The following is a 16,581-nucleotide window of genomic DNA, read 5'->3' on the forward strand; positions in this document are numbered from 1 at the left end:
CGATACGACGGGGGTTAGACGCGCGGTCAAGATCAGGTGTCCTTGCGCGCCAAGGCAGACGAACAGGGCCGGAGCTCCGCCGGTCATCAGCAACACCACCGATGAGCCGGCTGGATGGCGACCGAGCGCACATCGCCGATCACGCCGGTCGTCGCGTTTCACGTACAGCTCGACTCCGTTCGACGCTGGACCCATCGCCTCTTCGATACGCTTCAACGGTTGAATCGGCGCCGGCGCATCGGCCAGGACGACGCGGGGCATGCGGTCAAGGGTGTCCGATAGGGACATGCGTGTACTCCCTCAATTATCGCTGCAACGGGCGGTTCAGTTGTCTTCATTTTCCGTAAGGCGCGATGTCGACTTTTCCATCAGCATGTGAGCGTCCTTGGACAAGTCCAATACGATTGATCTGCTTTTGTCGCTCAACGGACCGTGCCTTCATCAATTGCGATCATCAAACGAATAGATTCGAGAGGGCAATCTGTGCTGCAGATAGCTCGATCAGCGTGGAAATCGAATGATCATGAAACCCACTCACGTGATCGAGCGAAGTGTCCTCATTCCTTGTCATTTCGAGATGCGGTTTGGGAGGGAACGACGGCTTTGCGCCTACGAGCGGGCGTTCCCAAACGCGCGCTCATTCATCGAACCTCAAAATAGCCAGCCGATCGCTGATGATCCATCAATGCTCCGTATTCTCTTTTCGTGCGATCGGATTGCGCGTCAACGATACGCAACGCCAAGCATTTCTCGGAAGCCTTCTCCCTTGTCACAAAAGAGCACGCAATCGCCGCCGTTCGCGCTGGCGGTTAGCCGCCGAGATTTGGCGTAACCAAGCCCGGCGGTACGTACTGAATTCGGAAAGGTGTTCTACAGCGTGGCGGCTAGCATTGGCCACGTGAGTCGCAGCCCGGATGGAAAGCATCCGCGAGACAGAACTCAAGCACCCGGACTTTAGCGGCGGAATCCGAAGTGCTTGAGACGAAGGCACTACGCGGCCGACGTGATCGCGGCTTCGTCGATTTGGCTATCACCACCCGAAATCAGAATGGAGAGCTGATCACCCAGACCTGGAGCTTGCTTGTGCCGACCCGTCAGGGTGCACCTACGGGGTGGATTTGACATTCGCGACCCGGCCAACCACAAACTCGCAAGGCGAATGTGATTCTATCATTCGCAAAAGTGGCAGCTGAACGTTAGAATCGGACCATTAGATAATCAATCGCCCAGCGCAGCGGCGCGCGTCGTTCAACCTTTTTCACGGTGTCCTTAGCAGCGCAAAAAACGGCCGAATGACTCCGGTCAGCAGGGCGCGGTCGGGATTGGTGCGGGCCAGAACCCGGAGGCCCAGGACGATGCTCAGAGCGAGCCGCGCGATGTCGGCTGGAGGTTGTGAGCTAAGGATTGATCCGTCGCGCTGCCCAGCCGCGACACAGTCGCGGACGTATTTTTCGATTTCATCAAAGACCTCGGTTACAACATCGCGGAAGCCCTGGTCGTGCGACGCAACCTCCAACGCCGTGTTCACGACAAAACAGCCCTTGTGAAGTCTGTCGGCGAGCAATTCTTCAACGGTCGCGTCAAAGTACCGCTCCAATGCGCGTAAGGGCGGATCATCTCCTCCGAAGATTGCCGAGCAGGTTTCGAGCGCCAGACGGACATACCGATCGAGCACGAGACGGTAGATGGCTCTCTTATCGCCGAACGCATTGTAGAGGCTTGGCGTAGTCATTCCGGTGTGGTCGGCGAGGTCGCGCATCGATGTCGCCTCATAGCCGTTGTTCCAGAAACGCTGCATTGCGGCTTCGAGTACCGTGTCTTCATCGAATTCCCTGGGCCTGGCCATCTAGATCCGTCTGTCAATTAGCGAGAGCAAATAACTCACGGTCGTGTTCTATCACGGTCGTCAAAAAAATCTATTGCATGTTTTCTGACGAGCGTTATAAAATATGCACAGGTGGGCGTCGTCCACGGCGACAAGACCGCGGTGACCCGTCCGGTTGGCTTTGTTTGGAGAGGAGCTACCCATTGTGGAATCAAGTTTACAATCCGTTCGGCAACGCCGCCCTGTCGACCGTCGTTGCCGCCGTTCCCGCGGTCACCCTGCTCGTCCTGATCGCATCGAATAAGGTTAAGGCTCACATTGCAGCGGTTGTCGCGCTGATTCTCACCAATATAGTCACCATCTTCGCCTTCACGATGCCGGCCGGAATGTCCATCCGTGCCTCGTTGCTTGGCGTCGTCGTTGGATTTTTCCCGATCGGCTGGATCGTACTCAACGTCATCTTTCTTTATCGCGTCACGGTCGAGACTGGACGGTTCGAGCTGCTGAAGCGCGCCATCGGCGGCGTCACGACGGACCGCCGCTTGCAGCTCTTGTTGATCGCGTTTGGATTCGGCGCTTTTTTTGAAGGAACCTCCGGCTTCGGAACGCCGGTCGCGATCACCGGCGCAGTTTTGCTCGGCCTTGGCTTCTCCCCGCTCGCAGCATCCGGCCTGTCGCTGATCGCCAACACCGCGCCCGTCGCCTACGGCGCGCTGGGCGCGCCGATCCAGGGCCTCGCATCCGTCACTGGGCTCGATCCCTATATCGTTGGCGCGATGATCGGCCGGCAGTTGCCGTTCTTCTCGATGCTCGTGCCGTTCTGGCTGATCTGGGCGTTCGCCGGATGGCGCGGCATGATAGCGATCTGGCCACCCATTCTCGTCACCGCCGTGTCGTTCGCGATCCCGCAATTCGTGATCTCGAACTACATCAATCCCTGGATCGTCGATATCGGCGCGTCGCTGATTTCGATGGGTTGTCTCATCATGTTCCTGGAAGTCTGGCAGCCGAAGGAACTGTGGTTGTCACCGGCGCTACGCGGCAAGGACGAGTCGGCTTTGACGATGAAACCAGTCAAGCCGCTGGACACAAAACCACTCACCCAGTCGCAGCTCTGGAACGCGTTGCTGCCGTGGATCATTGTTTTCATCGTGATGCTGATCTGGGGCAACGGTTCGTTCAAGACTTGGGCAAATTCCATATTTACCTGGAATTACTCGGTTCCTAATCTACACAACATGATAAGCAAAATGCCGCCGGTGGCGGCTAAGCCGACACTTGAAGGCGCCGTTTTTTCGTTCCCCTACCTGTCGTTGACCGGAACCGGGCTGTTGATTGCCACGCTCATCTCGGGCTCCCTGATGGGCGTCGGACCAGTCGCGATGGTCGTGGAATATGGCCGCACCATCAGGCTGTGCGCGGTCTCGCTGATCACGATCTCGGCGATGCTGGCGATCGGCACCCTGACGCGGCTGTCCGGCGTCGACGCGACGCTCGGTCTGGCGTTCGCTGCCACCGGCGTTCTCTACCCCTTCTTCGGAACGCTGCTCGGCTGGCTGGGCGTGGCGCTGACAGGATCGGATACCGCCTCCAACGTGCTGTTCGGCAATTTGCAGAAAATCACCTCCGAACAGCTCGGCCTTTCGCCGATCCTGATGGCCGCCGCCAACTCGTCCGGTGGCGTCATGGGCAAGATGATCGACGCGCAGTCGATCGTGGTTGCCTCAACTGCGACCAACTGGTTTGGCCACGAAGGTTCGATCCTGCGCTTCGTGTTCAAGCATTCGATCGCGCTAGCGTGTCTAGTTGGTGGACTCGTGACGTTGCAGGCTTACGTCTATCCATTCACGGAGATGGTCTTGAAATAACTCGAAGCCGAAAGAAACCGCTCGACGGTGACGGTCGAATTCTCGTCACCGGTGCAGGTGCAGAGCAGGTGTCCGTTCGATTACTGCCATACAATCAAAGCGAACAACAATCAGAGGATCGAGGCATATTATGGGAACGCCGTCATCGGTATTAAAACTGCACGCTCGGGATAACGTCGCTATCGCGAGATCAGATATCAATGCTGGATCTCATCTCGCCGAACTCGACGGGTTGACTGTCAGATCGTCGATTCCAGCTGCACATAAAGTAGCGACCGTGGATATACGTCAGGGCGAGGCCGTCCTGCGCTACGGACAAATTATTGGATTTGCGACGAGCGACATCAAAGCCGGAGATCATGTCCACACCCATAACCTGGCCATGGGCACTTTCGAGCGCGATTATGCGTTCGGTGCCGATGTGGGTGCACCTCCGAGAGCCACGACGACAGATGTATTTCAGGGAATTGTCCGTGCTGACGGGCGTGTGGCTACGCGCAACTACATTGGCGTCGTGAGCACTGTTAATTGCTCGGCGACAGTTGCCAAACTTGTCGTTGAGCATTTCTCACGGCCCGGAGCCCTGGAAAAATATCCGAATGTCGACGGAGTAGTGCCGATAACACACGGTGTTGGGTGCTGCATCGAACACAACGGAGAAGGCGTTCAACAATTGCGCAGGACCTTGGGTGGGTTCGTAAAGCATGTGAACTTTGCCGGCGTTGTGGTCGTCGGTCTTGGTTGTGAAGCGAACCAGATGGGTGCGATGTTCATGGCTGAGGGCATCGAAACCGGCAAGATGATCGCTCCGCTCGTGATCCAAGATAAGGGGGGTACGAGGAATACCGTTGCGGCAGCCGTTGCTGCAATCGAGGAGATGTTGCCGCGGGCGAACGAGTGTCGCCGGCAGCCAGTGCCGGTTTCTAATCTGGTTGTAGCTTTGCAATGCGGCGGTTCTGACGGCTACTCGGGCATAACTGCAAATCCAGCTCTTGGTGTGGCGGTTGACATGCTGGTAGGGCAGGGCGGTACGGCCATACTTACTGAGACACCCGAGATTTATGGCGCAGAACATCTTCTGACCAGGCGAGCGGTCTCCAGAGAGGTCGGTGAGAAAATCGTCAACCTGATCAAATGGTGGGAGGAGTATGCCAAACGAGAGAAGGGAAGCATCGACAATAATCCGACTCCCGGTAACAAAGCTGGTGGACTTACGACGATTCTAGAAAAATCGTTGGGTGCTGTGGCCAAAAGTGGCTCGACGCCCCTTACGGGCGTCTACCGATACGCTGAGCCAATCAAGGATCGGGGCCTCGTTTTTATGGATGCGCCAGGCTACGACCCGATGGGGACGACTGGACAAATCGCTGGAGGCGCGAATTTAGTGGCGTTCACAACGGGGCGCGGCTCTTGTTTTGGTGCAAAGCCGTCGCCCTCCGTAAAGCTTGCAACCAATACAAAGATGTTTGCGCGCATGCGCGACGACATGGACATAAACTGCGGGGACATCATGGATGGCGGATCCACAATCGAGAGCAAAGGCTTGGAAATCTATCGCAAGCTTATCGATGTTGCGTCTGGTGAAAAGTCAAAAAGTGAAGAACTGGGCCTTGGCAACGAAGAGACTGTCCCATGGATGATTGGTGCGCAGATGTAACGCCATGTAAGCGAAAGCTTGGTGCGGTTTGAGCGTGCCCAGACGTGCATTTGAATGGCTACGCCGGCCATCCAGCGTTCTGCTTACAGGTCTGGGTGATCAGCTCGTCTCCGGTCCGATCTCGGGTGCACTTCCGAGCCTACGGAAAGGTTGAACAACGCGTGCCGCGACGCCGGGCGAGTGGTTATCTAGATGCACTTTGACGGGTCGGCACAACCAAGAGCGCAAGCCGAAAAAGACTCGCCTGTGTATGCAGCCGTGCGGCGGTCGCATCGAAGTACTGCTCCCAATGCGCGTAAGGGCGGGTCATCGCCTCCGGAGATCGCGGAGCAGTTTTCGAGCGCCAGACGGATATAGCGATCGAACATAAGACGGGTAGATGGTTCTCTTATCGCCGGCGCATTGTACAGGCTTGGCGTAGTCATTCCGGCGAGGTCGCGCATCGGCGTCGCCTCATCGCCGTTGTTCCAGAAAACGTAACATTGCGGCTTCGAGCACCGTGTCTTCATCGAATTCCCTGGGCATGGCCATCTAGATCCGTCCGTTACTGGCGAGAGCGATAACTCACGGTCGTGTTTTATTACGATCGATAAAAAAAGCATTGCATGTTTTATTACGTCCGTTATAAAACGAGAAGAGCCGATGCCGCGCCGGGCCTCGACTACCGATAGTAGGAGACCCGACCCCGGTTTCCGGCACGGCTCCTTTGCGGAGTTTTCCATGATGAAAGTCGCCTTTCTGGTGGAGCACAAGACAGAGCCAGGAAAGGAGGATGCGCCAGCGGCGCTCCTCATTGAGTCGCAACTGATTGGTGTGCCGCTGCGCAGCGAGCCGTCAATCCCACCAACTGGAAGCAAACCCATCTCTTACTTGGTTGCCGACCTCGATCGGCACAGGAGAAATGCGCATGACCAAGCCCCCCAACCCATCTCGCCGCGACTTTTTGAGCACGACCGCTATCGGTCTGGGCGCGGTGGCCGAGTTCGCACTTACAGGCGCAGCTCGCGCCCAGACCAGGAGTAAACAGATGAACGAGAATGCCCACGTAGACGGAATTTATCCCTTCCCGGCCGTGATGCAGACGCGGACGATCGAAATCAACGGTGCCTCCATCCATGTGCGGGTCGTCGGTCATGGCCCGGCAGTGGTCATGCTGCACGGCTACGGCACGACCGGCGACATGTGGGGTCATCTGGCGAGCGCGCTCATCGAAGACCACACGATCATCGTGCCGGACCTGCGAGGGCTGGGCCTCTCGTCGAGGCCTGATGGCGGCTACGACAAGAAGAATCAGGCGGCGGACGTAGTGGGCGTCCTGGACGCCCTCGGTGTGCGTACGTTCGAATTGGTGACGCACGACATTGGCATCATGGTCGGCTACGCCGTTGCCGCCACCTACCCTGAGCGCGTGAGCCGATGGGTGGCGATCGATGCGCCGCTGCCCGGCATCGGACCCTGGGATCAGATCAAACAGGATCCGGCCATGTGGCACTTTGGCTTCGGTGGTCGGGACATGGAGCGCCTGGTCGCCGGCCGCGAGCGCATCTATCTCGACCGCTTCTGGAACGATCTTTCCCGGGACCCGAAGCGGTTTGACGAAGCGAAGCGCGAGCATTACGCGGCGCTCTATGCGCAACCTGGCGCAATGCGAGCGGGCTTTGCCCAGTTCCTGGCGTTCGGTCAGGATGCAACCGACAACAAGGCGTTCCTAGCGAAGGGCAAGCTTAAGATGCCGGTCCTGGCCTTCGGTGGCGAAGCTACATTCGGCCCTATGATCGGCGCGGTGATTCGGTGTGTCGCCGATAACGTCGAAGATGCGGTCATCCCGGATTGCGGGCACTGGATCACGGAAGAACAGCCGGCCGCGACGACAAGACTTGTCGTCGACTTCCTGCATCGCCGTTCGTGAATTAGCTCGCGTCACGTAGTGCGGCGCCGCGCGGCTGAGTCCAACCGGCGCCGCAACCCTTCCACCGGCAAGGGGATTCGCCGTGACTTGGCCGCTCCTGGCCGATCCAGGTTACCACCCAGGAACAAGCTATGAACGCGCCGCCAAAAATCGATCATGTCGCCGCACATTCTGACGGTGACGTTCTAAACTGGCTGACAAACGACACTCGCGACGAGCGTCCTTGACATGTAGGGCAATATCGGGTCGCGCAGCCGGCTCGACTTCACCGTCATTGGTCCCGCCGTCAACATGGCAGCGCGCCTCGAAACCCTCAAGCAATTGGGAAGGACGGTGCTGCTGTCGCGCGCGTTCGCGGACTTCGTCGAAAGGGAGTTCGATCTCGAACGCATCGGCGAATTTCCAGTCCGCAGCTTCAACGACCCGATCGCTTGTTCGCGTATCACGGCTGAATGCCAACCTAGCCGCTGCGTTTTCATTTCAGGCGATTTCAAGCCTGCTGAATCGGCTGCGTCGGTCGGCTGACCCGAAAGCCGACTCTAACAGTTTCACGAGGCGCTCGGGACTGGGTCACTATGTCGTGCTGGTTGTTTAGCAGGTCGCGGTGACTTTGTCGCCAATGCCTACCATTCCTGCCGTTATCACGGTTAGGTAAATGCCAAGATGAATGTGACCGTAGCAACGCATTAGTTCTTGCGGAACGTTGATGTCCCGGATTGCGTTATCGGGGTTGACCTCAGTGGCTGGACAACGGCGGGTTAACCGCACGCCCTTGCACCGAACGGTACCCAGCATCAGATCCCGGTTAAGCCACTCGTTTTCAACCCAGGGATCAAGCCCTTCGACAAGAATATTTGCTCGGAACCTACGCGGATCGAGCCGCTTGCCGATCCGTGTCTCCAAGTCCCGAACCGAGGCAAGGTTGAGCATCGATATGGCCTGCATGAGCTCGGACGAGTGCACCCCGACGTCGGTGAAGCGATGGTTGGCCGCGGTGACAAGTCGAGGCTGCGATGATTTTTGATCGTCAGGAAGAAAGCGTGCGAAGAATGCTGCAATGGCGCCGCGTCCCTCGGCAGAGCGGACGTCCGCCGACCATCCCTGGGCACCATCGGTCACCGACAACAATCCGGTGCCGGGTTCGTACGACGTTGTCAGGCGTGCCAAGGCTTCCTGGCGCGCCAGCATCAGGAATTGGAATTTGGGTAGCGGTTGAGGATTTCCTTCGTCAAACACAGTCGCAGGCAGCGCCAGGGCGAATTCCCTGTCGCCGCACACGCCTCGACCAGCTTGCAAAGTGACCGACTTGAGGAGCTCACGCGAGAGCCCTTTGATCGGGTACCTAAAAAGTCCAGAAACCTGCGCTGACATGGCCTCACCTTGACGCACTGGTCGGCTAAGCAGTGACGTATTTTGCCAAATCCAAGAGTGTCTTCCCGATAGCGTCGGGCCTCACACCCAGCTCCTCGAGCGGCGCGTTCACCTGATTGACCCAGAAGGTGTTGAGGCCGAACGATTTAGCGCCTGCCGCGTCCCATCCTCCGAACGCTGCGAACACGATACTTTCGCGCGGCAAATTGAACACAACTTCGGCCATCTGGTAGGCGCGCGGGTCCGGCTTGTAAGCCTTCACGCGATCGGTGCTCAAAATGTGCTCGAATAAATCGGAGATGCCGGCACTTTGACTGTTTGTCATGAGTATCTTGGGTGTGAGGTTTGAGACGTAAGCAAGTCGAATTCCTGCTTGCCTCATGGATTTGAGCGCTTCGACCGAATCGGGCCAAGGTTTCAGATTAAGAAAAGCGTCCATGAATTTGTCGTGCACGTCGACCTTCAACTCGACCTTCGCGGCCTTGAACACAAACACCAGCGCATCGTCCAGAATCTGCCAAAAGTCGACGTAGGTCTGATTGAGTGTCCTGAGCCAGCAATATTCGAAGATTCGACCCCGCCAAGCGGTGGCCAGCTGACTACCCTTGCCGGGGAAGTATTCGTCGATCACCGCGTCGACCGAGAGCGGGCTGAAGATCGTGAAAGCGTCAAATCCGACTGCCTTGACCTTGCCGCCAGCCGCCTGGGCAACTGCGTCCGAGCCTAGCGCTAGCGTAGTGCCGCCCGTTGCCGCGGCAGCCCCCGCAATCATCAACAAGTCACGGCGGGTTGTGGTTTTGGGCTCAATGTAACGCATCATCCAGGTTCCCATAGTTGCTGAGTCGTTAGCAGTCGGTGCGGGGTCTGTCGGTCTTAGCTCCGCATAGCCATAGTGCGTACGTCCATTACGGCTTGCTTGTCCCTCATGTGGAGGTGCCGGCGAATACACGAGTCAGCTCCAGGAAAATGAAGATTGCTTGAGCTTTACCCCATAAAACATTCTATCGGGAACGTACGTACTAGTTGGTACGTTTGCAAGCCGGAAACCTTCCGTAACCATGATTCCAGTCGGAGCCTCGTTTTCGACGATTGCTCAGATGGTTCAATGCCCAATTCGCAGAGCAGCACGACGATTCCATCGGCCAAATTCAGTCCTCTCGTGTCAAGAGGTTCGTCAAGCGTCGAATGGCCGGCGCTGCGAACAGGACAACTGGCAGCATCATGATCCAGGCGACAAACGAGGACCGCAGCCAATGGATCATGAAGGTCCCGGTCGCGATGAAAGGGAAACTTGCGATCGCGGCCGCAATCGCACAGGTAAGGCCCGATTGAATAACCCCGTAAACGAAGTAGTCGAACCGGCGCGGTATTCCTCGCATACGAGCCTCGGAACCGGGGTTATGGCTGATAGAGCAAGGTGTGTGCCGACGACCGGCGTCACTTGTTGTAAGCTCATGTGTTGCCGAATTGAAATAGTGTCGAAACGACCATGTCTGCGTGCAGACGATGGCCGTTTCGTATGCTTCGCCGCCACCTATGCAGCAGGCACAAAGGTATAGCTCCCGCCGTCTGCCGTGATCGTACCGACGGCGGGAAACGGGAAGTGGTAACCGGTAACGAGCGACTTGTCGGCCACGGCACGGTCGAACAGTCTGCGCCGCGTCGTCTCCGCAAGCACCGGATCAGCATCGATTGCGCCGTGCCAATTGGGGTGCTTCGCGAATAGGGCAGGCATGTTTGTCGTGTCGCTCAGCACCATCAACTGCTGCTTGCCCGACCCTACAACGAATGCAGTGTGGCCTGGCGTATGGCCTGGTGCCGCGATTGAGTGGATGCCCGCAACAACCTCGGTATCCCACTCGTATTGCTTCAGCTTGTCCTTGAAGAGTGGGAACATCGCCTGAAGTCTCTTAGGCAGGCCATGCTGCTTTTCGGGCAGTTTAGTGAAGATGCTCGAATCCATCCAGAACTTGAACTCGTTGCTGGGCACGTAAATCGTGGCGTTGGGGAAGACCGGCGTATTGTCAGGGGCCTTGCTCATGAGCCCGAAAACATGGTCCGGATGGAAATGCGAAACAACCACCTTCGTAATCTGCTCTGGTTTGATGCCGGCTGCAGCCATATTTACGATCATCGCTCCGGCCGTGGGCTGAAACTGACCACCCGTGCCGGCGTCGAAGAGAATCGTTTCTTTGCCGAGTTTGAGCAGGGTTATGTTGAACGGAATCGGCACGACGTCATTCGCGATCCCTGCGGCGGCCAGCGCGGCCTTGGTTTCATCAACGGAAACACCTGCAATAAACGACGGATCGTGCGGCTTTTCCCAAACGCCATCGTTCAGGATGAACCCATGATTCTTTCCGAGCTTGAACGGCCGGAAACCCTTGCCGGCTTCAGGTCCCTTCTGGGCAAGCGCAGCCTCAATAAACGAGACGGGCTTGGGCAGGCCAAACGCTGCTCCTGCGACTGCTGCCGTCAATAGTGCCTTGCGGCGGGTTAGATTTAACATCGCGATCTCCTTGCTTTGTCTGCGAAGAAGGCCAATGTGGCTCGGCGGTCGATGCCGTCGGCTCATATCAGCCGTTCGCAACCATCCATGGGGACTTTTGAAACCCTAGCCCTCCGCCCCCAGATGCGGCGAGTAGCTGACAAAGTCGAACGAATACGAAGATGCAACGCCTGCAAGACTTTGGATCTTTGCTCACCGGCGTGAAAAGGAGACGTGGCCCCTGTCGTGACGGCGCTGCGATCATCGACGAACGTTTTGCGAAAACATTGCTGATACTCGATGGTGATGGTTGTTTTTACATACTAGTAGCTACAGAATATAGTCACTTTCGGTTGATTCGATGCGACCATGGGGATGTCATGAAGGCGAAGGGCGAGCTCGTTAAGGCGGCCAAGAAATTGATGTGGGAGCGTGGCTACGAGGCCGTAAGTCCACGCGACTTGCTGGAAGAAAGTGGTGCGGGGCAAGGCAGCCTCTATCACCACTTCAAGGGAAAAATGGACCTGGCGTCTGTGGCTCTCGGTGAAGTATCCGATGAAATGTGCGAGCTCGCGCGCGAGACTGTTGGAACGGACGGCTCTGCCTTGGATCGGGTTTTCCGCTATCTGGACGTTTCTCGCGACGGCCTCAAAGGTTGCAGGATGGGCAGATTTGCAGCCGAATCGTCCATCGCCGAGGCGTCGCTGAGGAAGCCCGTCGAACGCTATTTCCGCGAACTTCAGGGGCTCCTTGCGGGAGCTCTCCGCGAAGCCCAGGCCGAGGGCGAAATTGCGAAACGCCTCGACGCCAATGAGCTTGCGCTGATGATCATGGCTGTAGTGCAAGGGGGCTTCGCCGTTTCGAGGGTTTATCGCGATCGGAACGCCATTAATCGGGCCACGGAGACGGCCAAGTCGCTGCTTAAATCGCTTCGACATCGCTAAGCAGGATGACGCACCCTTCGCTGCAGCTGCTCGGTAAGTTACGCTTGCAGCCGCTGAGGTCCGGGCCGGTAAAATTCCGGGAGGCCGGCCGGTATTCTCCTCGTGGAACTGGCGCCTAATCATTCGGCTTCGCTGAAAGCTAATCGGCTTTGCCCTGAAAAGAGCGCCGGGATCTGGAACAAGATCCCGGCCAGTCAGGGAGCAACGCGCGAGGGCAACGCCACTCTCGCCAATCAAAAGTGACCGGCCCCGCCAACGGTGAGCGGTTTCAGTGTGACAGGCCTCAACAATTCGACGACGGCTACCGAGCATGCCGCGACCCCTTGAACGGATCACGCTGGGTGCTTCGTGCTTGCCATGCTCGGCCGCAAAGCAAATTGTTCGTGCCAGGCACTCAGCTGCGGTCGTTCGGATCGCCAAGGACGGTCACGGAAGCGAAAGTCGAGATATTCAAGGGCGCAGCCGACAGTGATGGTTCCGAGATCGGGATCGAGTGAAGGTACATTGGCATCGAGGGTATCGAGGACCTTGCCGATCCGATCAAACTGGGCGTCTACCCATCCGCTCCAGCGATAGCTTTCTGGCCGGAGGGTTTCTTGGCGACAGACAATGGCGCGATCCATAATGTCAACGCCAAGCAGTTCCAGCTTAAGCACCTGTCTGCGGGCGGGCCCCGGCTCCGGGAGCAACCCGCCGTCCGAGAACTCATCGAGGTACTCGCAGATCAAGCTGCTATCAAAAAGGACTTCACCGGAGTTCAATTGAAGTGTTGGGATGCGGGTCAGTGGATTGAGCGCCGAAAGCACGGCGTTTTCCTTTGTCGGAATCACAGATGTTTCGATGATTTCGACAGAACGATCAATCTGCATTTCCTTGGTAACCACTACCACCTTTCGCGCATAGGGGGAGTTCGGCGACCAATATAGCTTCATGAGAATATCCCCGATGTTGCGTCGTCGTGTTTACCTAATCAGAATTGCGAACTCGCTGCTCCAGCCGTCTTGTGGCCAGCTCGCAGGAATCGCATCAACATTGCGGAAGTCGAGTGCAACCGATTCATCATGATTTCGTTTAGCTCGGCTTACAAAGCAAGCTTATGAATTTGGCGTAGCCAGGCGAAGCGATTTGAACTGAACACCATATCTGTCGCGACGATAAGACTGAGAGCTGCCACCGTCAGTCAGCGGCGCTGATCGATCCGGTGTAGCCATGCCATGCAATCAGCAGAGCTCGTGCGCGCGAGGCAAACCGTCCACCAATCGCCGGAGAAGATACGGTTATCTCGAAAAAGCGTTCGATGGCGACACTAGTCATTGCCATCCGTCGACCGGCTCGATGGCTTACGACGCGGGTGTCGTGCTCAGACCACGGTTGTCTTAGAGGTCTAGATCGCTGAGTGAGGGGTGATCGTCGGGACGCCGCCCAAGGGGCCAGTGATATTTGCGCTCGCGATCTTCGATCGGCAGGTCGTTAATGCTGGCGATGCGCCGTTGCATGAGCCCGGCGTCGTCGAACTCCCAATTCTCGTTACCATAACTACGAAACCAGTTGCCCGAATCGTCGTGCCATTCATATGCAAAGCGCACGGCTATCCGGTTGTCGCGAAACGCCCAGACCTCTTTGATCAACCGATAGTCCAGCTCACGCTTCCATTTGCGTGTGAGAAATGCCTCGATGGCCTCGCGACCACGGATGAACTCGGCGCGGTTGCGCCAAGTGCTATCCAACGTATAGGCAAGCGCGACTTTGCCAGGATCGCGAGTGTTCCAGGCATCCTCGGCGAGGCGCGCCTTGCGTGCAGCGGTCTCGGCTGTGAAGGGGGGCAAAGGCGGGCGGGTCATGCCGATACCTGCTTGTCTGAGCTTGCGGAAGCGCCGGTTTATTTCAACGCCGAGAAGGCAGTGGGCGCAAGGATTTGATTATTGATGCTTGCAACAATCGGTCCATCGCTGTCGCCCTCATCGCGCACCTTGTGCCAAGCTGGGTCGTTCAGGAACGAGGTCCACTTCGTCTCGAGATCGGCCAGCGAGTCCCACTGGAGGATGTAAGTCAACTGGTTGCTGGATTCCCCGACAAGGGTCGTCCAAAAGCCGATTGCATGGATGCCGTGCTTTTTCCAGATGGGCGGAAGGTGGTCCCTGAATCGAGCCTGCAGCTTTGCCATTTGGCCTGGAACAGCCTGATACACTCGTAACTCATAGATCATCGCGGAATCCCTCTAACGTCAAGAAAGGCGGCGCGTAACGCGCGACCCGATAGGATGACAGCATTTCGATAACTGAGTCGCATGCAGCTGGTACACGGCGATTTCTTTCAGTTCAACTTGCAATCGAGTTTATGAACCTGGTGTGTGCAGGCGAAGCGATTTGAACTGAACGTCTTATCTGTCGCGACGATAAGAGCGCCAATCAGCGGCGTTGAATAGATCCGGCGTGGCCATGCTGCGCAATCAGCAGAAACTAGGAACACGGAACAAGCAGTCCATCAATCTCCAGAGAAGATATGGCTATCTCGAAAAAGCATGACTATTTCGAAAAATTGTTTGATAGCTACGCCTGTAGCTGCCTAGCCCGGACTGACTCGATCGCAAATGTGCGACGCAGATAAGCTCATGCGATGGGCGAGTACGCACAAAACCTCTGAAGCGTCTGCAGCTTGCTCATAGCAGGCGCTTTCTCGGCTGCTAACGATCTCGTTGTCAGCTTGTCCGGGTCGACAGCTCGATGAGCGTATGCGGCCCCTGATATCAGAGTTCGCTGCGATAGCGTTGGGAGTACTTGGGATCTTGCTTGGACTGGCGCGTGAGAGGCAGAATGTCGCAAATTGGACATTGCAAGCTATCGACGTCCGTTAGATGCGCCAAAGGGCGGGCTAAGCAAGCCATACAGTCAACGGGGCTGCCGAAGTGTCACAGCGCGCGACCGGATTAGAGAATTCGCCATAAAGAAGGTAGCGTATGCCAACAATGTCAAACAGTTCTTCGAGCGGCAACGCACTACCAACTCGCCGCCAGCTGTTTCGCGGCGTTAATAAGACCGCACCCTAAATCATACTGCGCTTTCCGGCCAAAGCCGGCATCTCACATCGCCTTGACGATGTTCTCGGTAACCTTCTTGGCGTCGCCGAGCAGCATCATGGTGTTGTCACGATAGAACAGCGGATTGTCGATGCCGGCGTAACCCGACGCCAGCGAGCGCTTGATGAACATCACCGTGCCGGCCTTCCACACCTGCAACACGGGCATGCCGTAGATCGGCGAGGTCTTGTCATCTTCGGCCGCAGGATTGGTCACGTCGTTGGCGCCGATCACAAAGGCGATGTCGGCCTGGGCAAATTCGGAGTTGATGTCCTCAAGCTCGAACACCTCGTCATAGGGCACATTGGCTTCGGCGAGCAGCACGTTCATATGGCCCGGCATGCGCCCCGCGACCGGGTGGATGGCGTATTTCACCTCGACGCCCTCTTTCTTGAGGATGTCGCCCATTTCGCGCAGCGCGTGCTGGGCCTGCGCCACCGCCATGCCGTAGCCGGGCACGATGATGACCTTCGAGGCATTCTTCATGATGAAGGCGGCGTCATCTGCCGAGCCGAGCTTGGCCGGCTTCTGTTCGCCGCTGCCGCCGCCGGCGGCTGCCGTCTCGCCGCCGAAGCCGCCGAGGATCACCGAGATGAACGAGCGGTTCATCGCATGGCACATGATGTAGGACAGGATCGCGCCGGATGAGCCGACCAGCGCGCCGGTGATGATCAGCGCCGAGTTGCCGAGCGTAAATCCGATGCCGGCCGCAGCCCAGCCGGAATACGAGTTCAGCATCGAGATCACGACCGGCATATCAGCGCCGCCGATCGGAATGATCATGAGTACGCCGAGGGCCAGCGCAATGATGGTGATCAGCCAGAAGTCAAGCGCACTGCCACTCACCACGAGGCCGACGATGAAGAATACCAGCGCCAGCGCCAGCGCAATGTTGATGACGTGACGGAACGGCAGGATGATCGGCGCCCCGCTCATCCGCGCCGACAGTTTCAGGAACGCGATCACCGATCCGGTGAAGGTCAAGGCGCCGATCGCAACGCCGAGCGACATCTCAACCAGGCTTTGCGGATGGATGTGACCGGGCGTTCCGATGTCGAAGGCTTCGGGCGCATAGAAAGCGCCGGCCGCCACCAGCACCGCGGCCATGCCGACGAGCGAGTGGAACGCGGCGACCAATTCCGGCATCGAGGTCATCGGAACGCGGCGCGCGATCACCGCGCCGATACCGCCGCCAATGGCCACCGCTACAATGACGAGTACCCAGGCGATGCCGTCAGCAGGCGGATGAGCCGCCAGCGTCGTGCCGACCGCAATCGCCATGCCGATCATGCCGAACAGATTGCCCTGCCGCGATGTCGCCGGGCTCGACAGCCCACGCAACGCCAGGATGAACAGCACGCCTGCCACGAGATACAACAGTGCGGAAAGATTGGCGCTCATCTCAGGTCCCCCATTTCCTTCTCACCCCGAGGTGGTTGCCGA

General features: G+C 57.5%; 14 protein-coding genes and 1 pseudogene. 6 read left to right on the forward strand and 9 right to left on the reverse strand.

Annotation, left to right across the window (positions count from 1 at the left end):
- The first annotated feature begins 114 nt into the window (after window positions 1-114).
- Window positions 115-282, forward strand: coding sequence for a hypothetical protein (locus BUA38_RS37215; protein WP_156898790.1), 168 nt, complete (start codon window positions 115-117; stop codon window positions 280-282).
- 976 nt (window positions 283-1,258) lie between these two features.
- Here BUA38_RS37215 and BUA38_RS28925 read toward each other — a convergent pair.
- Window positions 1,259-1,846, reverse strand: coding sequence for a TetR/AcrR family transcriptional regulator (locus tag BUA38_RS28925; RefSeq protein ID WP_072823364.1), 588 nt, complete (start codon window positions 1,844-1,846; stop codon window positions 1,259-1,261).
- Window positions 1,847-2,028: 182 nt separating this feature from the next.
- On the opposite strand from BUA38_RS28925, the gene BUA38_RS28930 reads away from it, so the two are divergent.
- From BUA38_RS28930 to BUA38_RS28950, 4 genes and pseudogenes are all read left to right on the forward strand, one after another.
- Entirely contained in the window at window positions 2,029-3,693 is a 1,665-nt protein-coding gene (locus tag BUA38_RS28930) for an L-lactate permease (RefSeq protein WP_072823366.1), read from the forward strand.
- 130 nt (window positions 3,694-3,823) lie between these two features.
- A complete protein-coding gene (locus BUA38_RS28935) occupies window positions 3,824-5,350 on the forward strand; it encodes a UxaA family hydrolase (protein WP_072823368.1) in 1,527 nt (508 codons plus the stop codon).
- A gap of 907 nt (window positions 5,351-6,257) precedes the next feature.
- A complete protein-coding gene (locus tag BUA38_RS28945) occupies window positions 6,258-7,259 on the forward strand; it encodes an alpha/beta fold hydrolase (RefSeq protein ID WP_425304931.1) in 1,002 nt (333 codons plus the stop codon).
- 234 nt (window positions 7,260-7,493) lie between these two features.
- Window positions 7,494-7,711: pseudogene (locus tag BUA38_RS28950) on the forward strand (adenylate/guanylate cyclase domain-containing protein); the annotation flags it as partial.
- Window positions 7,712-7,850: 139 nt separating this feature from the next.
- On the opposite strand, the gene BUA38_RS28955 reads toward BUA38_RS28950, so the two are convergent.
- From BUA38_RS28955 to BUA38_RS28970, 4 genes are all read right to left on the reverse strand, one after another.
- A complete protein-coding gene (locus BUA38_RS28955; protein WP_072826511.1) occupies window positions 7,851-8,630 on the reverse strand; it encodes an MOSC domain-containing protein in 780 nt (259 codons plus the stop codon).
- Window positions 8,631-8,655: 25 nt separating this feature from the next.
- Window positions 8,656-9,450 carry a haloacid dehalogenase type II gene (locus BUA38_RS28960; protein WP_197685880.1) on the reverse strand — a complete coding sequence of 265 codons (795 nt, stop codon included), beginning with the start codon at window positions 9,448-9,450 and terminating at the stop codon, window positions 8,656-8,658.
- Between the two features lie 328 nt (window positions 9,451-9,778).
- Window positions 9,779-10,009 (reverse strand): DUF2798 domain-containing protein, encoded by a 231-nt coding sequence (locus tag BUA38_RS28965; RefSeq protein WP_072823376.1) that lies wholly within the window; start codon window positions 10,007-10,009, stop codon window positions 9,779-9,781.
- Between the two features lie 155 nt (window positions 10,010-10,164).
- Complete coding sequence (locus BUA38_RS28970; RefSeq protein ID WP_072823377.1) at window positions 10,165-11,139, reverse strand: MBL fold metallo-hydrolase; 975 nt, start codon at window positions 11,137-11,139, stop codon at window positions 10,165-10,167.
- A gap of 161 nt (window positions 11,140-11,300) precedes the next feature.
- Between BUA38_RS28970 and BUA38_RS28975 the strand changes: the two genes are divergently transcribed.
- Window positions 11,301-12,062: a TetR/AcrR family transcriptional regulator gene (locus BUA38_RS28975; protein WP_083587817.1), complete on the forward strand. Its 762-nt coding sequence runs from the start codon at window positions 11,301-11,303 to the stop codon at window positions 12,060-12,062.
- Window positions 12,063-12,394: 332 nt separating this feature from the next.
- Here BUA38_RS28975 and BUA38_RS28980 read toward each other — a convergent pair whose 3' ends face one another.
- From BUA38_RS28980 to BUA38_RS28995, 4 genes are all read right to left on the reverse strand, one after another.
- A complete protein-coding gene (locus BUA38_RS28980; RefSeq protein WP_072823381.1) occupies window positions 12,395-12,994 on the reverse strand; it encodes a glutathione S-transferase family protein in 600 nt (199 codons plus the stop codon).
- A 444-nt stretch (window positions 12,995-13,438) separates the two neighbouring features.
- Window positions 13,439-13,903: a DUF1348 family protein gene (locus BUA38_RS28985; RefSeq protein WP_072823382.1), complete on the reverse strand. Its 465-nt coding sequence runs from the start codon at window positions 13,901-13,903 to the stop codon at window positions 13,439-13,441.
- A gap of 38 nt (window positions 13,904-13,941) precedes the next feature.
- Window positions 13,942-14,268, reverse strand: coding sequence for an NIPSNAP family protein (locus BUA38_RS28990; RefSeq protein WP_072823384.1), 327 nt, complete (start codon window positions 14,266-14,268; stop codon window positions 13,942-13,944).
- 873 nt (window positions 14,269-15,141) lie between these two features.
- A complete protein-coding gene (locus tag BUA38_RS28995; RefSeq protein ID WP_072817438.1) occupies window positions 15,142-16,539 on the reverse strand; it encodes an NAD(P)(+) transhydrogenase (Re/Si-specific) subunit beta in 1,398 nt (465 codons plus the stop codon).
- Window positions 16,540-16,581 lie beyond the last annotated feature (42 nt).

The sequence above is a fragment of the Bradyrhizobium erythrophlei genome (assembly GCF_900142985.1).
Taxonomy (GTDB): domain Bacteria; phylum Pseudomonadota; class Alphaproteobacteria; order Rhizobiales; family Xanthobacteraceae; genus Bradyrhizobium; species Bradyrhizobium erythrophlei_B.